Raw genomic sequence first — 17,125 nt, forward strand, 5'->3', positions numbered from 1 at the left:
TAATTTGTACTATCCGGAATCCTGCGGGGGTTAAACAGCTGCTTTTACTGTTTTTTCAATAACTTATACAGTAATAAACAGATACCCGGTTTTTATTTTTGGTCTAAAATATAAGATCATGGAGCTTAATTTAAAAGGAAAGGTAGCCATCGTTACCGGTGGCAGTAAAGGTATAGGCAAAGGGATCGCGGCGTCTTTGTTGCAGGAAGGCGCTACCGTAGTGATCACCGCCCGTAATGCCGATGAACTGGAAGATACAGCCGCTATGTTCCGCCTGCAGGGACTGGACGTGCTGGCGGTAGTAGCAGATATGACAAAAGAAGCGGACCTGCAGCAATTGGTCACTACCACGGTGCAGCAGCTCGGTCACATCGATATCCTCGTAAATAACGCCGGCGGTATAGACGCATTCGGTCCGTTGGACACCATCAGCATGCCGCAGTGGCGGCAGGTGTTTGAAGTCAATTTCTTCGGCTTGGTAGCGCTCACCCAGCTGGTAATTCCTCACATGAAAAAGCAGGGTGGCGGCAGGATCATCAACATCTCCTCCGAAAATGCGGAACAGCCGGACCCCAACATGGGCCATTACAATGCTACAAAGGCCGCATTGAATAACTATTCAAAAACGCTGTCGCAGAATTACGGAAAAGATAATATCCTGGTAAACACCGTTTCGCCGGCATTTATCAAAACACCACTGGTAGATGAAATGCTGGAAGGCATCTCAAAAGGAAAAAATATTTCTATCGCCGAAGCGGCCAAAGAATTCCTGAAAGAAAACCGTCCCTACCAGGTGTTGGGCCGCCCCGGCACCCCGGAAGAAACCGGCAGCATAGTGGCGTTCCTGGCTTCTGATCACGCCTCCTTCATCACAGGCGCGGTATTCCGGGTAGACGGCGGATCTGTAGGCACTGTATAAATATCAAGTATGTTAAGTTTCTGGGAGAAGGAAAGCTTGTTGCAATACGACTATATCATTATCGGCAGCGGTATCGTTGGTCTGTCGGCTGCCATCAGCCTGAAAGAAAGAGCGCCCGGCTGCCGGGTACTGGTGCTGGAACGGGACATTTTGCCCACCGGCGCCAGTACCAAAAATGCCGGCTTCGCCTGCATCGGAAGCCTCACCGAAATACTGACCGATCTGCAAACAATGCCCGCGGATGCGGTAAGGGACCTGGTCCTGCTGCGGCTGCAAGGCTTACGCCTGCTGCGCCGCCGCCTCGGCGATACCACCATCGGCTACCAGGAAAATGGCAGCCATGAACTGATTGGCCCCCGTGAAGAATGGGCCCTGCACCAGCTCCCGGAAGTAAATCACATCCTGGGTGAGCTCTTCAACGGAGAACCCGCATTCACGCTGGCAAACGACCGTCTTCCTGCTTTCGGTTTTGCCTCAGCGTATGTAAAAGCACTTATCCGCAATAATTTTGAGGGTGAACTGCATACCGGCAAAATGATGCGGGCGCTGATCGATACAGCTGTATTAAAAGGAGTGGAAATTAAAACCGGTTGCACCGTGAAAACAATAGACGATTTTCATACAGGTGTGAACGTTATCGTGCCGCATCATACCCTGGAAGAAGATATTGCCTTTTCATCCCGTAAGGTGCTCATCTGCACCAATGCCTTTACCCGCCGGCTGCTCCCGGAGGAAGAAGTAGTGCCCGGCAGGGGACAGGTGCTGATCACCACACCGGTAAAAGACCTGCCCTTTAAAGGCGTTTTCCACATGGAAGAAGGATATTATTATTTCAGGGAACTGGAAGGACGGGTACTGCTTGGCGGTGGCCGCCAGCTCGACTTCGCCGGGGAAACTTCCACCGACTTCCGGTTCAACGACCGGATCCAGCACGAACTGGAAGTATTGCTGCGCACCGTAATACTGCCCGGCAGAGAGGTAACCATAGCCGACAAGTGGACGGGTATCATGGCTTTTGGTAAAACAAAACAACCTATCGTAAAAGCACATACGAATAATGTGATCATGGGCGTACGCATGGGAGGAATGGGAGTGGCCATCGGTTCTGTAATCGGGGATAACATCGCTGTAATGGCACTGGAGTCCTGAAGGCGCCCGCGGGATTTGCCCCGACCTGCCCATTGATTAAAATGTTTTTTCCCGACGGAGCGGAAAAACTTGCTTCCCGGTTTTCTGTGCTCTATATTTATTTTTTATTTCCACGCTACCAGGCATTCAGTTGACAATTCCCCACCCCCATAAAGGAAAGGAAATCAACCTGGAAGATATTTTATTCCGTTCACAGGTACCTTTTGTGAAAGTAAAGGGTATCAATTGTTTCTTTTTACATAAATGCACTATGATGAGCAATTTAAATGTATAGTTTTAACACCCGGTAAACCGCGGCAGCCCTCGCGTTTTTTTATTTCACGCAAAAAAAACAATTGTAAGCGTATTTTTTACATTTATTATGTATATTGATCCGCTAAATTTTTTATAACCACGTTTGAACGTTATGCAAACAAAATCCTTACACATCTTTGATTACCTGGTATTCCTGGTATATTTTTTAATAGTGGCTGGTTATGGTTACTATATCTATCAGAAAAAGAAGAAGACCACAACGGATTCCAAAGACTTTTTCCTGGCAGAAGGTTCCCTTACCTGGTGGGCTATCGGCGCATCACTCATTGCTTCCAATATTTCTGCGGAGCAGTTTATCGGGATGTCCGGAAACGGATTCAGTATGGGGCTGGCCATATCCACTTACGAATGGATGGCGGCTGCTACGCTCATCGTGGTGGCAGTATTTTTCCTGCCGATTTACCTGAAAAATAAGATCTATACCATGCCCCAGTTCCTGGAACGCAGGTATAATCAAACGGTAAGTACCATCATGGCCGTTTTCTGGCTGTTATTGTATGTGGTGGTAAACCTTACTTCTATCCTGTACCTTGGCGCCCTCGCGGTGTCCACGATCTCTGGTATTAACTTCTATGTGTGTATGGTGGCGCTGGCCTTCTTCGCCATCCTCATTACACTGGGAGGGATGAAGGTGATCGGCTACACCGATGTGATACAGGTGTTTTTCCTTATCCTCGGCGGATTAGCCACTACCTACCTGGCATTACAGCTGGTGTCTGAGCACTTCGGCGAAAAAGGCGTATTAAGAGGCTTCTCCCTGATGACGCAACATGCCAGCGATCATTTCCATATGATCCTTCATAAAGAGAATCCCAAGTACCTCGATCTGCCCGGCCTGAGCGTGCTGATAGGGGGTATGTGGATCGTAAACCTGAACTACTGGGGATGTAACCAATATATTACGCAGCGTGCATTGGGTGCGGATCTGAAAACTGCCCGTCAGGGATTACTGTTTGCAGGCTTCCTGAAACTCCTGATGCCGGTGATCGTAGTATTACCTGGTATTGCGGCTTATGTACTGTATGCCCAGAATCACGGTGACTTTGCACAATCCATGATGAAAGGTGGTTCCCTGAACCCGGATAACGCTTACCCGGTATTGCTCAATCTCCTGCCTTCCGGTTTAAAAGGACTCGCGTTTGCTGCTTTAACAGCTGCAGTGGTGGCTTCCCTGGCAGGTAAAGCCAACAGTATTTCCACCATTTATTCCCTGGATATTTATAAGAAGATATATAACAAAGATGCCGATGAAAAGAAGATCGTAGGCGTAGGCCGTGCTGTGGTAATTATCACCATGATCATTGCAATCGTGATCTCCAACTTCCTTGGCATAGATAAAAAAGGTGGTTTCCAGTTTATCCAGGAATATACCGGCTTTGTTTCTCCGGGCGTATTCGCCATGTTTGCCCTCGGGTTTTTCTGGAAACGGACAACCTCCAGCGCAGCCATGTTTGCGATGATAGGTGGTTTACTCCTTTCCTTCTTCCTGAAGTTTATGCCGGCATGGGTGAACCTGGAACCTTTGCATCAGCTTGGCTTTGCCGCATTGAACCCGGACAGCGGGTTATACGAAATGGCTTTCATCGATCGTATGGGACTGGTGTTTGTAGTGTGCGTAGTAGGTATGATCATTATCACGTTGTCGGATAAACGCAGTGTGAACAATCCGAAAGGACTGGCTATCGATGCCAGCATGTTTAAACCCAACCTGGGCTTTACGGTGGGCGCCTTACTGATTGTAGGTATCCTTATCGCCTTGTATACTGTATTCTGGTAATAAGAACATTTTATTATTTTGGTATCCGGATATTTTAGGACATTTTCCTGTCGTAAAATATCCGGTCCTTTTTCAGATTGTTAATTTCTCACGTTATGTACTTTATAGGATACGATATTGGGTCATCATCTATCAAAGCAGCATTGCTTAACGCTGACACCGGCGCCTGCGTGGCCACCGCCACCTGCCCCGAAAAAGAGATGGCCATTGATGTACCACACGCCGACTGGGCAGAACAAGACCCCGAGAGCTGGTGGAAGGAAATTGTTCACGCTACGGAACTGCTGCTGAACCGTTTTACAGTGGATCCTGCACAGATCAAAGGAATAGGTATTGCCTACCAGATGCACGGATTGGTGTGTGTGGATAAACAACAGCAGGTGCTGCGCCCGGCCATTATCTGGTGCGACAGCCGCGCTGTAAATACCGGCAATACTGCCTTTAAAGCACTTGGCGAACAGTACTGTCTGGAGCACCTGCTGAACTCACCCGGTAATTTTACCGCCTCGAAGCTTCGCTGGATCCAGGAAAATGAACCGCATATTTATGAACGCATTCATAAAGTAATGTTGCCCGGCGATTTCATTGCCATGAAATTAACCGGCGAAGCCTGCACCACCATCTCGGGCTTATCAGAAGGTACCTTCTGGGATTTTGAGGAAAATGCAGTTTCCAAATCATTACTGAAATATTATAACATAGACGAACAACTGCTGTCTGCCATCGTACCTACGTTCGGCATCCAGGGCCAGCTTACAGCGGCTGCAGCTGCTACACTGAAACTGGCGCCCGGCACACCGGTTACCTACCGCGCCGGCGATCAGCCTAACAATGCTTTTTCTCTCAATGTGCTGCAACCCGGTGAAGCCGCCACCACGGCAGGAACCTCAGGCGTAGTATATGCCGTGCACGATAAAAACAGCTTCGACCAGCAAAGTCGCGTCAACACGTTTGTGCATGTGAATAACGACCACGCCCATACGAGAAACGGTGTGCTCATGTGCCTCAATGGTACCGGCATTGCCAACAGCTGGCTCAAAAACCTGGTAGGTGATATCACGTATCCCGAAATGAATACCCTGGCGCAACAGGCGCCGATAGGCGCCAACGGCCTGCAGGTATTTCCTTTTGGCAATGGTGCGGAACGTATCCTGGAAAACAGGAGCCTCGGCGCTACCCTCCGCAACCTTGAGTTCAACCGCCACAGCCGCGCGCACATTATGCGTGCCGTACAGGAAGGCATCGTGTTTGGTCTGAACTATGGCATGGATATCATGGCTGAAATGGACCTCAGCATCCATCGCGTAAGAGCCGGACATGCCAACATGTTCCTCAGCCCCTTATTCCGGGAAGCTTTTGCCAATACCGCCAATGTTGTGATAGAACTATATAATACAGATGGAGCACAGGGCGCAGCCCGCGGCGCAGCAATAGGCGCCGGTTATGTTAGCATGGCAGATGCTTTCCGTAGCATGGAATGCCTCGCAGTAATAGAACCGGATCCCGCCCTGCAATCACAATACCGGGATGTTTATGGCAACTGGCTGAACGGTCTCCGTACCCTGATGCATTAACGGAAACATATAAGTAGATCTGGCATTTTAAAAAACCATATTAGTTATGAGTATTACATTAGGAAACAACGAGTATTTCAAAGGGATTGGTAAAATACAGTTTGAAGGTCCACAGTCAGATAACCCGCTGGCGTATAAATGGTATGATGAAAACCGCCTCATCGCGGGTAAATCTATGAAAGAACTGTTCCGTTTTGCCGTGTCCTACTGGCATACCTTCTGCGGAACAGGTGGTGATCCTTTTGGTCCTGGTACCAAACAATTCCCCTGGCTCGCTTCCCCGGATGCGAATCAGAGTGCTAAAGACAAGATGGACGCAGCTTTTGAGTTCATTACCAAAATGGGGCTTCCTTACTACTGCTTTCATGACATAGACCTGGTAGACGAAGGCGCCAACATCGCAGAATATGAAAGCCGTATGCAGCAGATCGTTGCCTATGCTAAACAGAAACAACAAGCCAGCGGTGTAAAACTGTTATGGGGCACTGCCAATGTATTCAGCAACCCGCGCTATATGAACGGCGCTGCTACCAATCCTGATTTCGCCGTATTGGCCTATGCAGGTACCCAGGTGAAAAATTCACTGGATGCCACCATCGCACTGGGCGGCGAAAACTATGTATTCTGGGGCGGTCGTGAAGGATATATGACCCTGCTCAACACCAATATGAAACGCGAACAGGAACATCTGGGCCGTTTCCTGGGCATGGCCCGCGATTACGCACGGGCACAGGGCTTTAAAGGCACCTTCTTTATAGAGCCTAAACCCTGCGAGCCTACCAAGCACCAATACGATTATGATGCCGCCACAGTGATCGGCTTCCTGCGCCAGTTTGGTCTCGATAAAGATTTCAAACTGAACCTCGAAGTAAACCACGCTACGCTCGCAGGCCATACCTTCCAGCACGAACTGCAGGTGGCAGTAGATGCGGGGATGCTGGGCAGCATCGATGCTAACCGCGGGGATGCGCAAAATGGCTGGGATACCGATCAGTTTCCCACCAACCTCAACGACCTCATTGAAAGCATGCTGGTTATTCTCGAAGCTGGCGGATTTGCCGGCGGCGGCGTAAACTTCGACGCAAAAACCCGTCGTAACTCCACCGACCTGGAAGATATCTTCCACGCACACATAGGTGGCATCGATACTTTCGCAAGAGCTGCTATTGTTGCAGAAAAAGTATTGACCGCCACACCATATAAAAAATTCCGCCAGGACCGGTACGCTTCTTTCGACAGCGGTAAAGGACAGGAATTTGAAGCGGGTAAACTTACATTGGAAGACCTCCGCAATTTTGCAGTGGCAAACGGAGAGCCTAAACAAACCAGCGGCAAACAGGAATGGCTGGAAAACCTGATCAACGCAAGCATCTAATATACTATTGGGATTTTGCTTTGGATTACCGGTAGCAACAAATGGCTGTTACCAAATAATCCCAAAGTAAAATCCCAAAATGTTTTATTTTTCTTCCAAAATAATGAACAATGAAATTTGGCATCCATTCTTTTCAAGAGGCAGGATTTGACATCATTGCGCTCCAGGATCTCGAAGCAGGTACACAGGTGGAAATAATTCCTTCTTTCGGCGCACTGCTGCATGCTTTCAAAGTAAAGCATACAACAGGACCACTGAACCTGATAGATAGTTACAAAGATATCGCCGACCTGGAAGCAAATCTCCGCACCAGCTTCAAAAGCGTAAAACTTAGTCCCTATGCATGCCGCATGAAGGATGCACAATATACCTGGGAAGGCAAACCCTACACTATCCAGAAAACATTGGCACCCGGAAATGCCATCCACGGCTTATTATATGATGCGCCCTTTACCGTAACAGCGCAACAGGCAGATGACCAGCAGGCATCGGTAACCCTTACCCATCATTTTAAACAAACCGATGATGCAGGGTACCCCTTTGCATACGACTGCATCGCTACCTTTACCCTGCGGGCCGGCAACGACCTGCAGCTGAATACCACGCTCGTGAATAAGAGTGGCGTTGCCATTCCCGTGATGGATGGCTGGCATCCATACTTCAGCACAGGTACACCGGTAGATGAGCTGGTACTTACCTTCGCTTCCAAAGAAATAGTGGAGTTCAATGAAAAACTGCTGCCTACAGGAAACGTTTTGCCATATACCGAATTTGTTGAAGGAAAGGTGTTGAAAGGCGTGGAGCTGGATAATTCCTTTGTACTGGATCTCACAAAGCCACAACCGCTGGCCACGATCCACGATCCGAAGAAAAATATCAACATTGCCTTCTATCCCGAAAATAGCTATCCCATCCTGCAGATATATATTCCACCGCACCGTACCAGCATCGCTGTAGAAAACCTCAGCGGCGCGCCGGACGCCTTTAACAACGGACTCGGACTGGTTCAGCTGGCTGCCGGCGAAAGCAGGGTTTTCAGTACCCGCATCCAGGTATCTTTATAAAATAAGGGTGATGGCATATTCTTTGGCTCTTCATGTTCATAAGCAACCCGATTATATCACCATATAAATTGAAAGATTATGGACAAGTTACAGATCAAAGGAAAGTGGAACGAAATAAAAGGTACCCTGAAACAAAAGTATGCAGACCTGACCGACGATGACCTGTTGTACGAAGAAGGACAGGAAGATAAATTGATCGGAAAACTGCAGCAGAAATTGGGTAAAAGCCGGGACGAAGTGATCGATTTACTGAAGTCTGCCTGATTGGTACAACCTGAAATTTTAAATACAGCGATCCTTCCGCCCCCGGGGTGGAAGGATTTGTTTTTAAAACACCGTGGCATTTTCTTTAATTTGTACTTCATTAGGGTAGATGAACAATGTCTATACTGATCTGTTTGTAAAGAATGGAAGGGATTCGGCTGTAAAAATTATTATATTTTATATGAAGGTTTTCATGCGCATCATAGCACTAGGCTGTATATTCAGTATGGCATTTGCTCCAAAGGTACAGGCCCAGGTAACTGTTACCGGGATGATTTCAGACAGCAACAAGCTGGTGCTGCCCTATGCCACCGTCAGCAATCTCAACTCCGGGAAGCGGTCGCTTTCTGACCAGGGAGGGTATTACAGGATATCAGCCTCCCGCAACGACCGGCTCCTGGTTACTTTCGTAGGGTACAAGCCGGATACGATCATTGTTACCCAAACTTCCGGTACTCAAACCATTAACGTGGTGATGGAATCTGTCGGTAAGTTCCTGAAAGGAGTGGAAATCACCTCCCAGTACAGTCCTTACCAGATAGATTCAATGGAAAGACGTAACCAGTACGGCTATATCCTGGATAATCCAAACAAGCCATTGGCTGGCGGTAGTACGCCTGAAGGTGCTGGTATTGTGTTTAGTCCGATTACCCGTTTCTCCCAAAAAAGAAAAACAAAAACGGCAGTTTAAAGAGAATTATGAGAAGATGGAAAAGGAGAAGTTTATAGACTCCCGCTTTACACCGGTATTGGTAAGCCGGGTAACAGGGCTTAAAGGCGACTCACTCCAGTTGTTTATGAGGGATAATTATCCTGATTATAATACCATGCGTACCATTAATAACAACGATCTGTTGTACTGGATTACTGATAAATACAAATCCTGGTTGAAGAAATAACCAGGCTGGAACATAAAAAAGCGCGGGATATAACAATTGTTATATCCCGCGCTTTTTTATGTTAATAGGTGTTGGTTCAATTATACACCTTCACCATATATACAAAGTCCTCCAGCTTCTTAATCTGATCTACCCGGTTCATTCCTTCCAGGCGGCTCTTATGATTCCAATCCTTCCTGGTTTGTTTGTCTTTTGGCATCTCATCCAGCAGGTGTTTGAGGTGGGCAGATTTTACCGCAAAGGCGATACCATCGGAGGTAGTTTGTTTGCCGGTTACTATTCCTACTACATCTCCTTTGCTATCCAGCAGAGGAGCACCGCTGTTGCCCGGGTTCACCGGGATAGATACCTGGTAGGCAGTGGTATCCCCGTTAAAACCTGTTTTGGCGCTGATATAACCTTTGCCATAAACAATTTCATCGCGGGGGAATCCCATGGTGAATACTTCTTCGCCCAGTTTTACGCTCTGTGGTTTCAAAGCATAAGGCAGGGGCTGACTTTTAAAAGTAGAATCTGCAATCTTCAGTATTGCCAGATCACTGGAAATATCTTCAAATATGCTGATGGCTTTAAAAGCCTCTCCTTTATTATTCTGAACATATACGGAGTCGGCGCCGGCTACTACATGATAGTTGGTAACGATATAGCCATTACCGGATACCGCGAAACCAGTACCTCCATAAGTGCCGGGGTTTAACGGAGCCCGGCTCTTGCTGTTCATATCGTTGATGAGTGCATTCTGGGAACGCTGAATATTATTCAGTACCCTTCTTACATCTTCGTATTGTGCAGTTGATTTACTTTTAGATACATTCTGTATGATCGCAATGGTGGATAAAGAAGTAACCAGTGCTATACAGGCGGCGGCAGCCAGGTTCGTAATGGTTCTGCGGCGGATGGTTAATCTTCTTGCAGTCTGGTTTTCTTCCTGTGCCTGTTTGCGGAGGCTTGGCATATCCAGTTGTTGATGTATCTGGTTGAGCTTTGCCTGTAACTGTTGGCGTTTGCCGTAATTGCCCAGGTGCTGAAGGAACAGTTGATGTTCTTCTACCTGTTTGTTAATCAAGGGATTGGTATGACGTAAAGTTTCGAAAGCAGTTTTTTCCTGTTCGCTCATTTCCCCTTCCAGGTAACGCTCAATTTCACGTAATAAGATCATGTCTTCTTTCATGGCTGCTTTCTGCTTATAGTGGTGTTTTGTATTGATCAAAAAATAACTTCTTCAACCGCATCAGGCACTTATACTTCTGGTTCTTGGCGTTTTCAGCATTGGTGTATCCGAACTTTTCTGCTATTTCCTGCATAGATTTTTTATGCAGATAATAATCTTCCAGGATGGTTTGGCAGGGTTGACCAATATTGCTCATCGCGCCTTCCATGATCCTGAATTCCTGATCCCTTGCATCGTGCTCTTCCAGCTCTTCCGTAGCCGGAATCACTTCTTCCAGTTCGGGCGTTAAAGCATATAATCCGTAGGTACGGTGAACTTTTTTAAGCCAGAGATGGCGGCAAACCGAATAAAGAAAGGTTTTGAGCCTGCTGCTTAAAGTAAAATCACTGGTTTGTACCTTTTCATATAATACTATAATGGCCTCCTGGAACACATCTTTTGCGTCATCTTCGGAGCCATTATGCTGAAGGATCATTCGTAATACCACCGGAAAATTCTCAGAATAGATGATTTCCAATGACTTATCCTCGCCTTTTGCCAGTCCCAGCAATAATTCCCGGTCTCTTGTTATGTCTTGATTTTGCTTCACTCTTAATACAGTTATTAGGCATTTGGTAACCCAAAGTAGCGAAAAAAAATATTTTTAAAAGTTTGGGTTACCTTTTAGGTGATCCCGGTATAAAGGTTAAATCATTCAAAAACAACTTAAATAATTGTAACATGAAGAACGTAATCAAAATTGGTTTCTTAGCTCTGTCTTTCGGTCTGTTCGCAGTTGCTTGCGGTGGTGCAAAAACTGAAAATGGTACTGACTCTACTGCTAGCGCTGCTGGTGCTTCTATCGATTCAGCTGCTCAGGTAGCTACTTCAGCTGTTGACTCTGTAGCTGACGCTGCAAAAGCAACTGTTGATTCTACTGCTAAAACTGTTGATTCAGCTGCTGCTCATCACTAATCTGACTTTAGAATTTATAATTAACCGTTCCGGCTTAGCCTGAACGGTTTTTTTATGCCCTGTTTTTGGTTACGGAAATATGTTTCTTTGAAAGTTATTCAATAAACGACCTTTATTATTAAAAAAAGCATATTTTTTGATATTAGCCCTTGGATAATTAAAATCGTGCCGTATTTTTGTCCTACGCTCAAAACGAGTAACAAATAATAATATGACACAGCAAACCTCTTTCGGCTTTTTTAGCTTTTATTATTTCTGGTACCAGAAATAGGGAGGTCGTTTGTAAAAGATAAAAGAACTACAAAAAGGCCTTCCGGAACCGGAAGGCCTTTTTTAATACCATAAACCGGCAGTGGATGCCAACAAACAAATAAGTATATGTTACAGCCAGTTTCAGGCAAATACTTTTTTTATTACTTCTCTTACTTCTTTTATGCGAAGAAGCAGGGGACTCGTTTGCAATAACATACTTACATATAAAAGTACAGCGCAAAGGGTCCCGGATCGGGACCCTTTCTGTTTTAAATAGCTAGTTGCTGTAGCAACTATAACTGAATAAAATCAATCACATACACATGAAAATTGCCATACAGGGGTTTGAAGGGTCTTTTCACCAGGTTGCTGCCCAGGGGTATTTCGGTAAACAAACTGAAATAGAATGCTGTGCCTCCTTTGCAGAACTGGTTAAAAAAGCAAAACAACAAACCGATGTGGATGCAGGTATGATGGCCATCGAAAACTCAATTGCCGGTAGCATCTTACCAAACTACAGTCTCATTAAAAACTCCGGTCTGCATATCACCGGTGAAATTTATCTCCAGATCAATCAGCACCTCATGGTGTTGCCCGGGCAAACAATGGAAGATATCAGGGAGGTGCATTCTCACCCGATGGCCCTTTTGCAGTGTATGGATTTCCTGGAAAAATACCCGCATATCAAACTGGTGGAAACAGAAGATACCGCCCTCAGTGCCAAGCACGTAAGACAGAAGAAACTGAAAAGTACGGCTGCTATTGCAGGTAAGCTGGCCGCCGAAATCTTTGAACTGGATATCATAGCGCCTAATATCCACACCAATAAAAATAACTATACCCGCTTTCTGGCTGTATCCCGTACGCCCATCGCTACGCCGGAAGATGCCAACAAAGCATCTGTATACTTTCAAACAAGCCACGACAGGGGCAGTTTGGCTAAAGTACTTACCCAGATTGCAGTGGCCGGCATCAACCTGTCGAAGCTGCAATCCTTTCCGATCCCGGCAAAAGAATGGAATTATTACTTCCACGCCGACATGGAATTTGATAACGCCGCTCACTTCGAAAAAGCATTATCGAAAATAGAGCCACTCACAGAACACCTGAAAGTGCTGGGTATTTATAAAAAAGGAAAAACACATTAATCAGTTTTATGCAGATACAGGTTGCTAAAAGATTACAAGGCACAGAAGAATACTACTTCTCCAAAAAGCTCAGGGAAATTGAGGAAATGAACCAAACCGGCACAAGGGTGATCAACCTCGGTATCGGAAGCCCCGATCTGCCTCCTCATCCTTCAGTGGTGGCTGCATTGAACGAAAATGCCGCTTTGCCGAATACGCACAACTACCAGGGATACAAAGGTATTCCCGCCCTGCGTAAAGCAATGGCAGACTGGTATCAACGCTATTACAACGTAACCCTGAACCCCGATACGGAAGTATTGCCGCTGATAGGTTCCAAAGAAGGGATTATGCATATCTGCATGACTTACCTGCAGGAAGGTGATGAGGCCCTGATCCCTAACCCCGGTTATCCTACCTACCGCTCCGCAGTGAACCTCAGTGGCGCTACTGTTGTTGATTATGAGCTGACAGAAGAAAACAGCTGGCTGCCAGACCTGGATGCCCTGGCACAAAAAGACCTGAGCCGGGTGAAACTGATGTGGGTAAACTACCCGCATATGCCTACCGGCGCAAAAGTAAACAGGGAATTTGCCGCAAAGCTCATCGCTTTCGCCAAACAGCATAATATCCTCATTTGTCACGATAATCCGTACAGCTTCATCCTGAATGAACAACCCGAAAGCCTGCTGCAGTTTGAAGGGGCAAAAGATGTGGTGCTGGAGCTGAACTCCCTCAGCAAATCATCCAATATGGCCGGATGGCGTATCGGTATGCTGGTGGGCAAGGCAGAATGGATTGCACAGGTGCTGCGCTTCAAAAGCAATATGGATTCCGGTATGTTCCAGCCTATGCAGATGGCCGCTGTAAAAGCACTGCAGCTGGGAAAAGACTGGTACGACGACTTAAATAAAATTTACCGTGCACGCAGGGAAAAAGTATTCCAGTTACTGGATCTGCTGCATTGCACCTACGATAAAAACCAGGTGGGTATGTTCGTTTGGGCGAAGATACCATCCACTAACGAGAACGGATATACGCTCACTGATGAAATACTGCAGAAGGCACGTGTATTCATTACTCCGGGAGGAATATTCGGAAGTAACGGTAACGGCTATATCAGGGTGAGTTTATGCCAGGATGAAAAGGTTTTCCAGGAAGCGATAGAACGTATCAAAACCAACGTAAAATGATTGCAACAATAATAGGAACGGGTTTAATCGGCGGCTCGCTTGCCATCACGCTGAAGGAAAAAGGCGTGGCGGAGCGGATCATCGGGGTGGATCAGAACCAGGAGCACCTGCAACGGGCACTGGAGCTGAACATCATTGATGAAGGCGCGAGCCTGGAGGATGCCATGAATCGCTCCGGCCTGGTAATACTGGCCATCCCGGTGGATGCAGTGCTGCAAGCCCTGCCCGCCATCATGGATAAAGCGCGCCCCGGCCAGGTGATTATGGATGTAGGTTCTACCAAAGAAAAAATACTGCAACTCGTTGCCGGTCATCCCAACAGAGGACGCTTTGTAGCGGCTCACCCGATGGCCGGCACCGAGTATTCCGGCCCCGATGCTGCTGTACGCAATCTCTTCGTTAACAAAACGATGGTGCTCTGCGATGTGAAAAACAGCGATGAAGATGCACTTGAAGTAGTGGAAAACATGGTAGACCGGCTGCAGATGCGCACCGTATATATGAATGCGGAAGAACACGACCTGCACACGGCTTATGTATCCCACATTTCCCATATCACTTCTTTTGCACTGGCCTTAACCGTGCTGAAAAAAGAGAAAGAGTCAGGACGCATCTTCGAACTGGCGAGCGGTGGTTTTGAATCCACCGTGCGGTTGGCGAAAAGCTCCCCTGATATGTGGGTACCTATCTTCAAACACAACCGGAACAATGTGCTCGATGTACTGGAAGAACACATCAGCCAGTTACAGCAGATGAAAACATTGCTGGAAAACGAAGACTACGGCACCTTTTATAAATTGATTCAAAAATCCAATAAAATCAGGAAGATCCTGAAATAACTAAATTCTGATAATCTACTTAACTTCAATACTATGGTACAGACAATGGAACAGATATTATCTAAAACAAAATTCTCCGATCCGTCTTCCGATAAAAAGCCGTTGATCATTTCCGGACCCTGCAGTGCAGAAACCGAAGAGCAGGTATTAGCCACCGCACTGGCCCTGCAGAAAACAGGTAAAGTGGACGTTTTACGCGCTGGTATCTGGAAACCCCGTACCCGCCCCGGTTCTTTCGAAGGCATCGGTACAAAGGGATTGGCATGGCTGCAGAAAGCCCGTGAAATCACCGGCCTGCCACTGGCGGTGGAAGTAGCTACTGCCAAACAAGTGGAAGACGCGCTGCATTTCGGTGTGGATATTCTGTGGGTAGGCGCACGTACTACCGTAAACCCTTTCTCTGTACAGGAAGTAGCCGATGCACTGAGAGGTGTGGACACTACCGTTTTAATTAAGAATCCTATCAATCCTGACCTGGAACTGTGGATTGGCGCCGTGGAAAGAATCCAGAAAGCAGGTATCAATAAAGTTGGTTTAATTCACCGTGGCTTCTCCAGCTATGGCAACACACAATACCGTAATGCACCCATGTGGCACCTGGCTATTGAGCTGAAACGCCGTATGCCTGAACTGCCAATGATCTGCGATCCTTCGCATATCTCCGGCCGCCGCGATATCCTGCAGGAAGTTTCCCAGGAAGCAATCGACCTCGACTACGATGGTCTGATGCTGGAAACTCACGTAGATCCGGATAATGCTTGGAGCGATGCTAAACAACAGATCACGCCTGAAAAATTAGCAGACCTGCTGGATGGTATCACCTGGAGAAGAGAACATTCCGATAAAAAAGATTTCAACTCCGCACTGGAAAAACTGCGCGCGCAGATCAACCAGGTAGATGATGAAATTATGCTGTTGCTCGGCAACCGTATGAAAATTGCAGAAAAGATCGGTGTGTACAAGAAAGAAAATAACATCACCATCCTGCAGACAAACCGCTGGAATGAAATCCTGGATCGTGCAGTGTCCAAGGGTGAGAAACTGGGTCTGACCAAAGACTTCATCGTGAAATATTTCGATGCAGTTCACCTGGAATCCATCAACCGCCAGAACAAAGTAATGAACGAAGATAAGTAGATCCATCAGCCGCCGGCTGTTGGACAATCACAACAGCCGGCAGTAGTTTTTCTGACAGCTAAAGCTAATCGCTCCATGCTCATACAAACCCACCAGTTTCAACAACAGGAAACGACCTATTTTTTAGGAGCAAGCCTGATGGAGTTGGGCAATCATGTAAACCGTCACAGGGCCATACTGGTAATTGATGAAAATGTAGAATACTATCACGGTCATCATCTGCACAACTGGAACAAAATTGTGGTGCCCTCTGGGGAAGAATTAAAAAATATGGCTACGGTAGATAAGATCATCGATGGTCTTATTGCTTACGAAGCCGACCGCAAAACCACGCTGGTAGGAATTGGTGGCGGAATGCTCACCGATGTGGCAGGATTTGCCGCCAGCATATACATGCGCGGCATTCCCTTTGGCTTTGTACCTACCACCTTATTAGCGCAGGTAGATGCCTCCATTGGCGGAAAGAACGGGGTGAGTCATGGTAAACAGAAAAACCTGCTGGGCATTATCCGTCAGCCGGAGTTTATCCTCTTCGATTACACCCTGCCCCTCACCATGCCGGCAGAAGAATGGCACAACGGTTTTGCTGAAATTATCAAATACGCTTGTATCATGGATGCCACGCTGTTTGATTATCTCGAAAATAACAGAGAGAAAGCACTGGCCCGTGATGTGGAAGTACTGCAATACCTGGTGGAAAAATCGGTAGCAGCAAAAACGAAAGTAGTACTGGAAGATGAGCTGGAAATCGGTCCGCGCAGATGGCTCAACTTTGGTCATACCCTCGGGCATGCCGTGGAAAAACTCGAACATATAGCGCATGGTAAAGCGGTAGCGATAGGAATGGTAGCAGCTGCCCGCTTTTCGGAAAAGCTAATGAACCTGCCGCCAGATCAAACCATCCGCCTGATAAAACTGATCAGCGATTACCAGCTGCCCGTAGCTTTTAGTTCAGATAAAGACGCGGTGTTCGACATCTTTAAACTGGATAAAAAACGGGAGAAGGATGTAATACATTTTGTGTTGCTGGAACAGATCGGGAAAGCAACCACCATGCCCGTTCCCATTGCAGAACTGAAGTTGTTACTGCAGGAATTGTAAATTTTTTTTCTAATC

The 17,125-nt window shown here is 46.8% G+C and carries 17 protein-coding genes; 15 read left to right on the plus strand and 2 right to left on the minus strand.

All coding sequences use genetic code 11. The features are described from left to right. Positions 1-118: 118 nt before the first annotated feature. The 9 genes from QFZ48_RS16855 (at position 119) to QFZ48_RS16895 (ending at position 9,336) form a co-directional block, all read left to right on the plus strand. The gene (locus QFZ48_RS16855) at positions 119-919 is read left to right on the plus strand and encodes an SDR family NAD(P)-dependent oxidoreductase (protein WP_429050910.1); all 801 of its coding nucleotides are present in this window, start codon (positions 119-121) and stop codon (positions 917-919) included. A gap of 9 nt (positions 920-928) precedes the next feature. Then, positions 929-2,068 carry an NAD(P)/FAD-dependent oxidoreductase gene (locus QFZ48_RS16860; protein ID WP_429063054.1) on the plus strand — a complete coding sequence of 380 codons (1,140 nt, stop codon included), beginning with the start codon at positions 929-931 and terminating at the stop codon, positions 2,066-2,068. 406 nt (positions 2,069-2,474) lie between these two features. Beyond that, entirely contained in the window at positions 2,475-4,160 is a 1,686-nt protein-coding gene (locus QFZ48_RS16865) for a sodium/sugar symporter (protein WP_429050906.1), read from the plus strand. 95 nt (positions 4,161-4,255) lie between these two features. After that, positions 4,256-5,734 carry a xylulokinase gene (locus QFZ48_RS16870; RefSeq protein WP_429063055.1) on the plus strand — a complete coding sequence of 493 codons (1,479 nt, stop codon included), beginning with the start codon at positions 4,256-4,258 and terminating at the stop codon, positions 5,732-5,734. 46 nt (positions 5,735-5,780) lie between these two features. Next, complete coding sequence (xylA, locus tag QFZ48_RS16875) at positions 5,781-7,109, plus strand: xylose isomerase (RefSeq protein ID WP_429050904.1); 1,329 nt, start codon at positions 5,781-5,783, stop codon at positions 7,107-7,109. Positions 7,110-7,219: 110 nt separating this feature from the next. Beyond that, entirely contained in the window at positions 7,220-8,173 is a 954-nt protein-coding gene (locus QFZ48_RS16880; RefSeq protein ID WP_429063056.1) for an aldose 1-epimerase, read from the plus strand. A 78-nt stretch (positions 8,174-8,251) separates the two neighbouring features. Next, positions 8,252-8,437 (plus strand): CsbD family protein, encoded by a 186-nt coding sequence (locus QFZ48_RS16885; RefSeq protein ID WP_429050900.1) that lies wholly within the window; start codon positions 8,252-8,254, stop codon positions 8,435-8,437. A gap of 181 nt (positions 8,438-8,618) precedes the next feature. Then, positions 8,619-9,128, plus strand: a complete 510-nt coding sequence (locus tag QFZ48_RS16890) for a carboxypeptidase-like regulatory domain-containing protein (RefSeq protein WP_429063057.1) — start codon at positions 8,619-8,621, stop codon at positions 9,126-9,128. A gap of 16 nt (positions 9,129-9,144) precedes the next feature. Next, on the plus strand, positions 9,145-9,336 hold the full coding sequence (locus QFZ48_RS16895; RefSeq protein WP_429063058.1) for a hypothetical protein: 192 nt from the start codon (positions 9,145-9,147) through the stop codon (positions 9,334-9,336). Positions 9,337-9,412: 76 nt separating this feature from the next. Here QFZ48_RS16895 and QFZ48_RS16900 read toward each other — a convergent pair whose 3' ends face one another. Together QFZ48_RS16900 and QFZ48_RS16905 are read right to left on the minus strand one after the other, a co-directional pair. Next, positions 9,413-10,546, minus strand: a complete 1,134-nt coding sequence (locus QFZ48_RS16900; RefSeq protein ID WP_429050896.1) for a S1C family serine protease — start codon at positions 10,544-10,546, stop codon at positions 9,413-9,415. Then, a complete protein-coding gene (locus tag QFZ48_RS16905) occupies positions 10,521-11,096 on the minus strand; it encodes an RNA polymerase sigma factor (protein ID WP_429050894.1) in 576 nt (191 codons plus the stop codon). Before QFZ48_RS16905 ends, QFZ48_RS16900 begins: the two co-directional genes overlap by 26 nt. 131 nt (positions 11,097-11,227) lie before the next feature. Between QFZ48_RS16905 and QFZ48_RS16910 the strand changes: the two genes are divergently transcribed. The 6 genes from QFZ48_RS16910 (at position 11,228) to aroB (ending at position 17,110) form a co-directional block, all read left to right on the plus strand. Next, positions 11,228-11,461: a hypothetical protein gene (locus QFZ48_RS16910; protein ID WP_370912372.1), complete on the plus strand. Its 234-nt coding sequence runs from the start codon at positions 11,228-11,230 to the stop codon at positions 11,459-11,461. A 575-nt stretch (positions 11,462-12,036) separates the two neighbouring features. Beyond that, on the plus strand, positions 12,037-12,861 hold the full coding sequence (locus tag QFZ48_RS16915; protein WP_370912373.1) for a prephenate dehydratase: 825 nt from the start codon (positions 12,037-12,039) through the stop codon (positions 12,859-12,861). Between the two features lie 8 nt (positions 12,862-12,869). Next, entirely contained in the window at positions 12,870-14,033 is a 1,164-nt protein-coding gene (locus tag QFZ48_RS16920) for a pyridoxal phosphate-dependent aminotransferase (RefSeq protein ID WP_429063059.1), read from the plus strand. After that, positions 14,030-14,872: a prephenate dehydrogenase gene (locus tag QFZ48_RS16925; RefSeq protein WP_429063060.1), complete on the plus strand. Its 843-nt coding sequence runs from the start codon at positions 14,030-14,032 to the stop codon at positions 14,870-14,872. The genes QFZ48_RS16920 and QFZ48_RS16925 overlap by 4 nt, the downstream gene beginning before the upstream one ends. Positions 14,873-14,905: 33 nt before the next feature. Next, a complete protein-coding gene (locus QFZ48_RS16930; RefSeq protein WP_227024498.1) occupies positions 14,906-16,009 on the plus strand; it encodes a chorismate mutase in 1,104 nt (367 codons plus the stop codon). 75 nt (positions 16,010-16,084) lie between these two features. Continuing rightward, positions 16,085-17,110, plus strand: a complete 1,026-nt coding sequence (gene aroB / locus QFZ48_RS16935; protein WP_429050887.1) for a 3-dehydroquinate synthase — start codon at positions 16,085-16,087, stop codon at positions 17,108-17,110. Positions 17,111-17,125 lie beyond the last annotated feature (15 nt).

The organism is Chitinophaga sp. W2I13, from assembly GCF_050434005.1.
In the GTDB taxonomy this organism is placed as follows: Bacteria; Bacteroidota; Bacteroidia; order Chitinophagales; family Chitinophagaceae; genus Chitinophaga.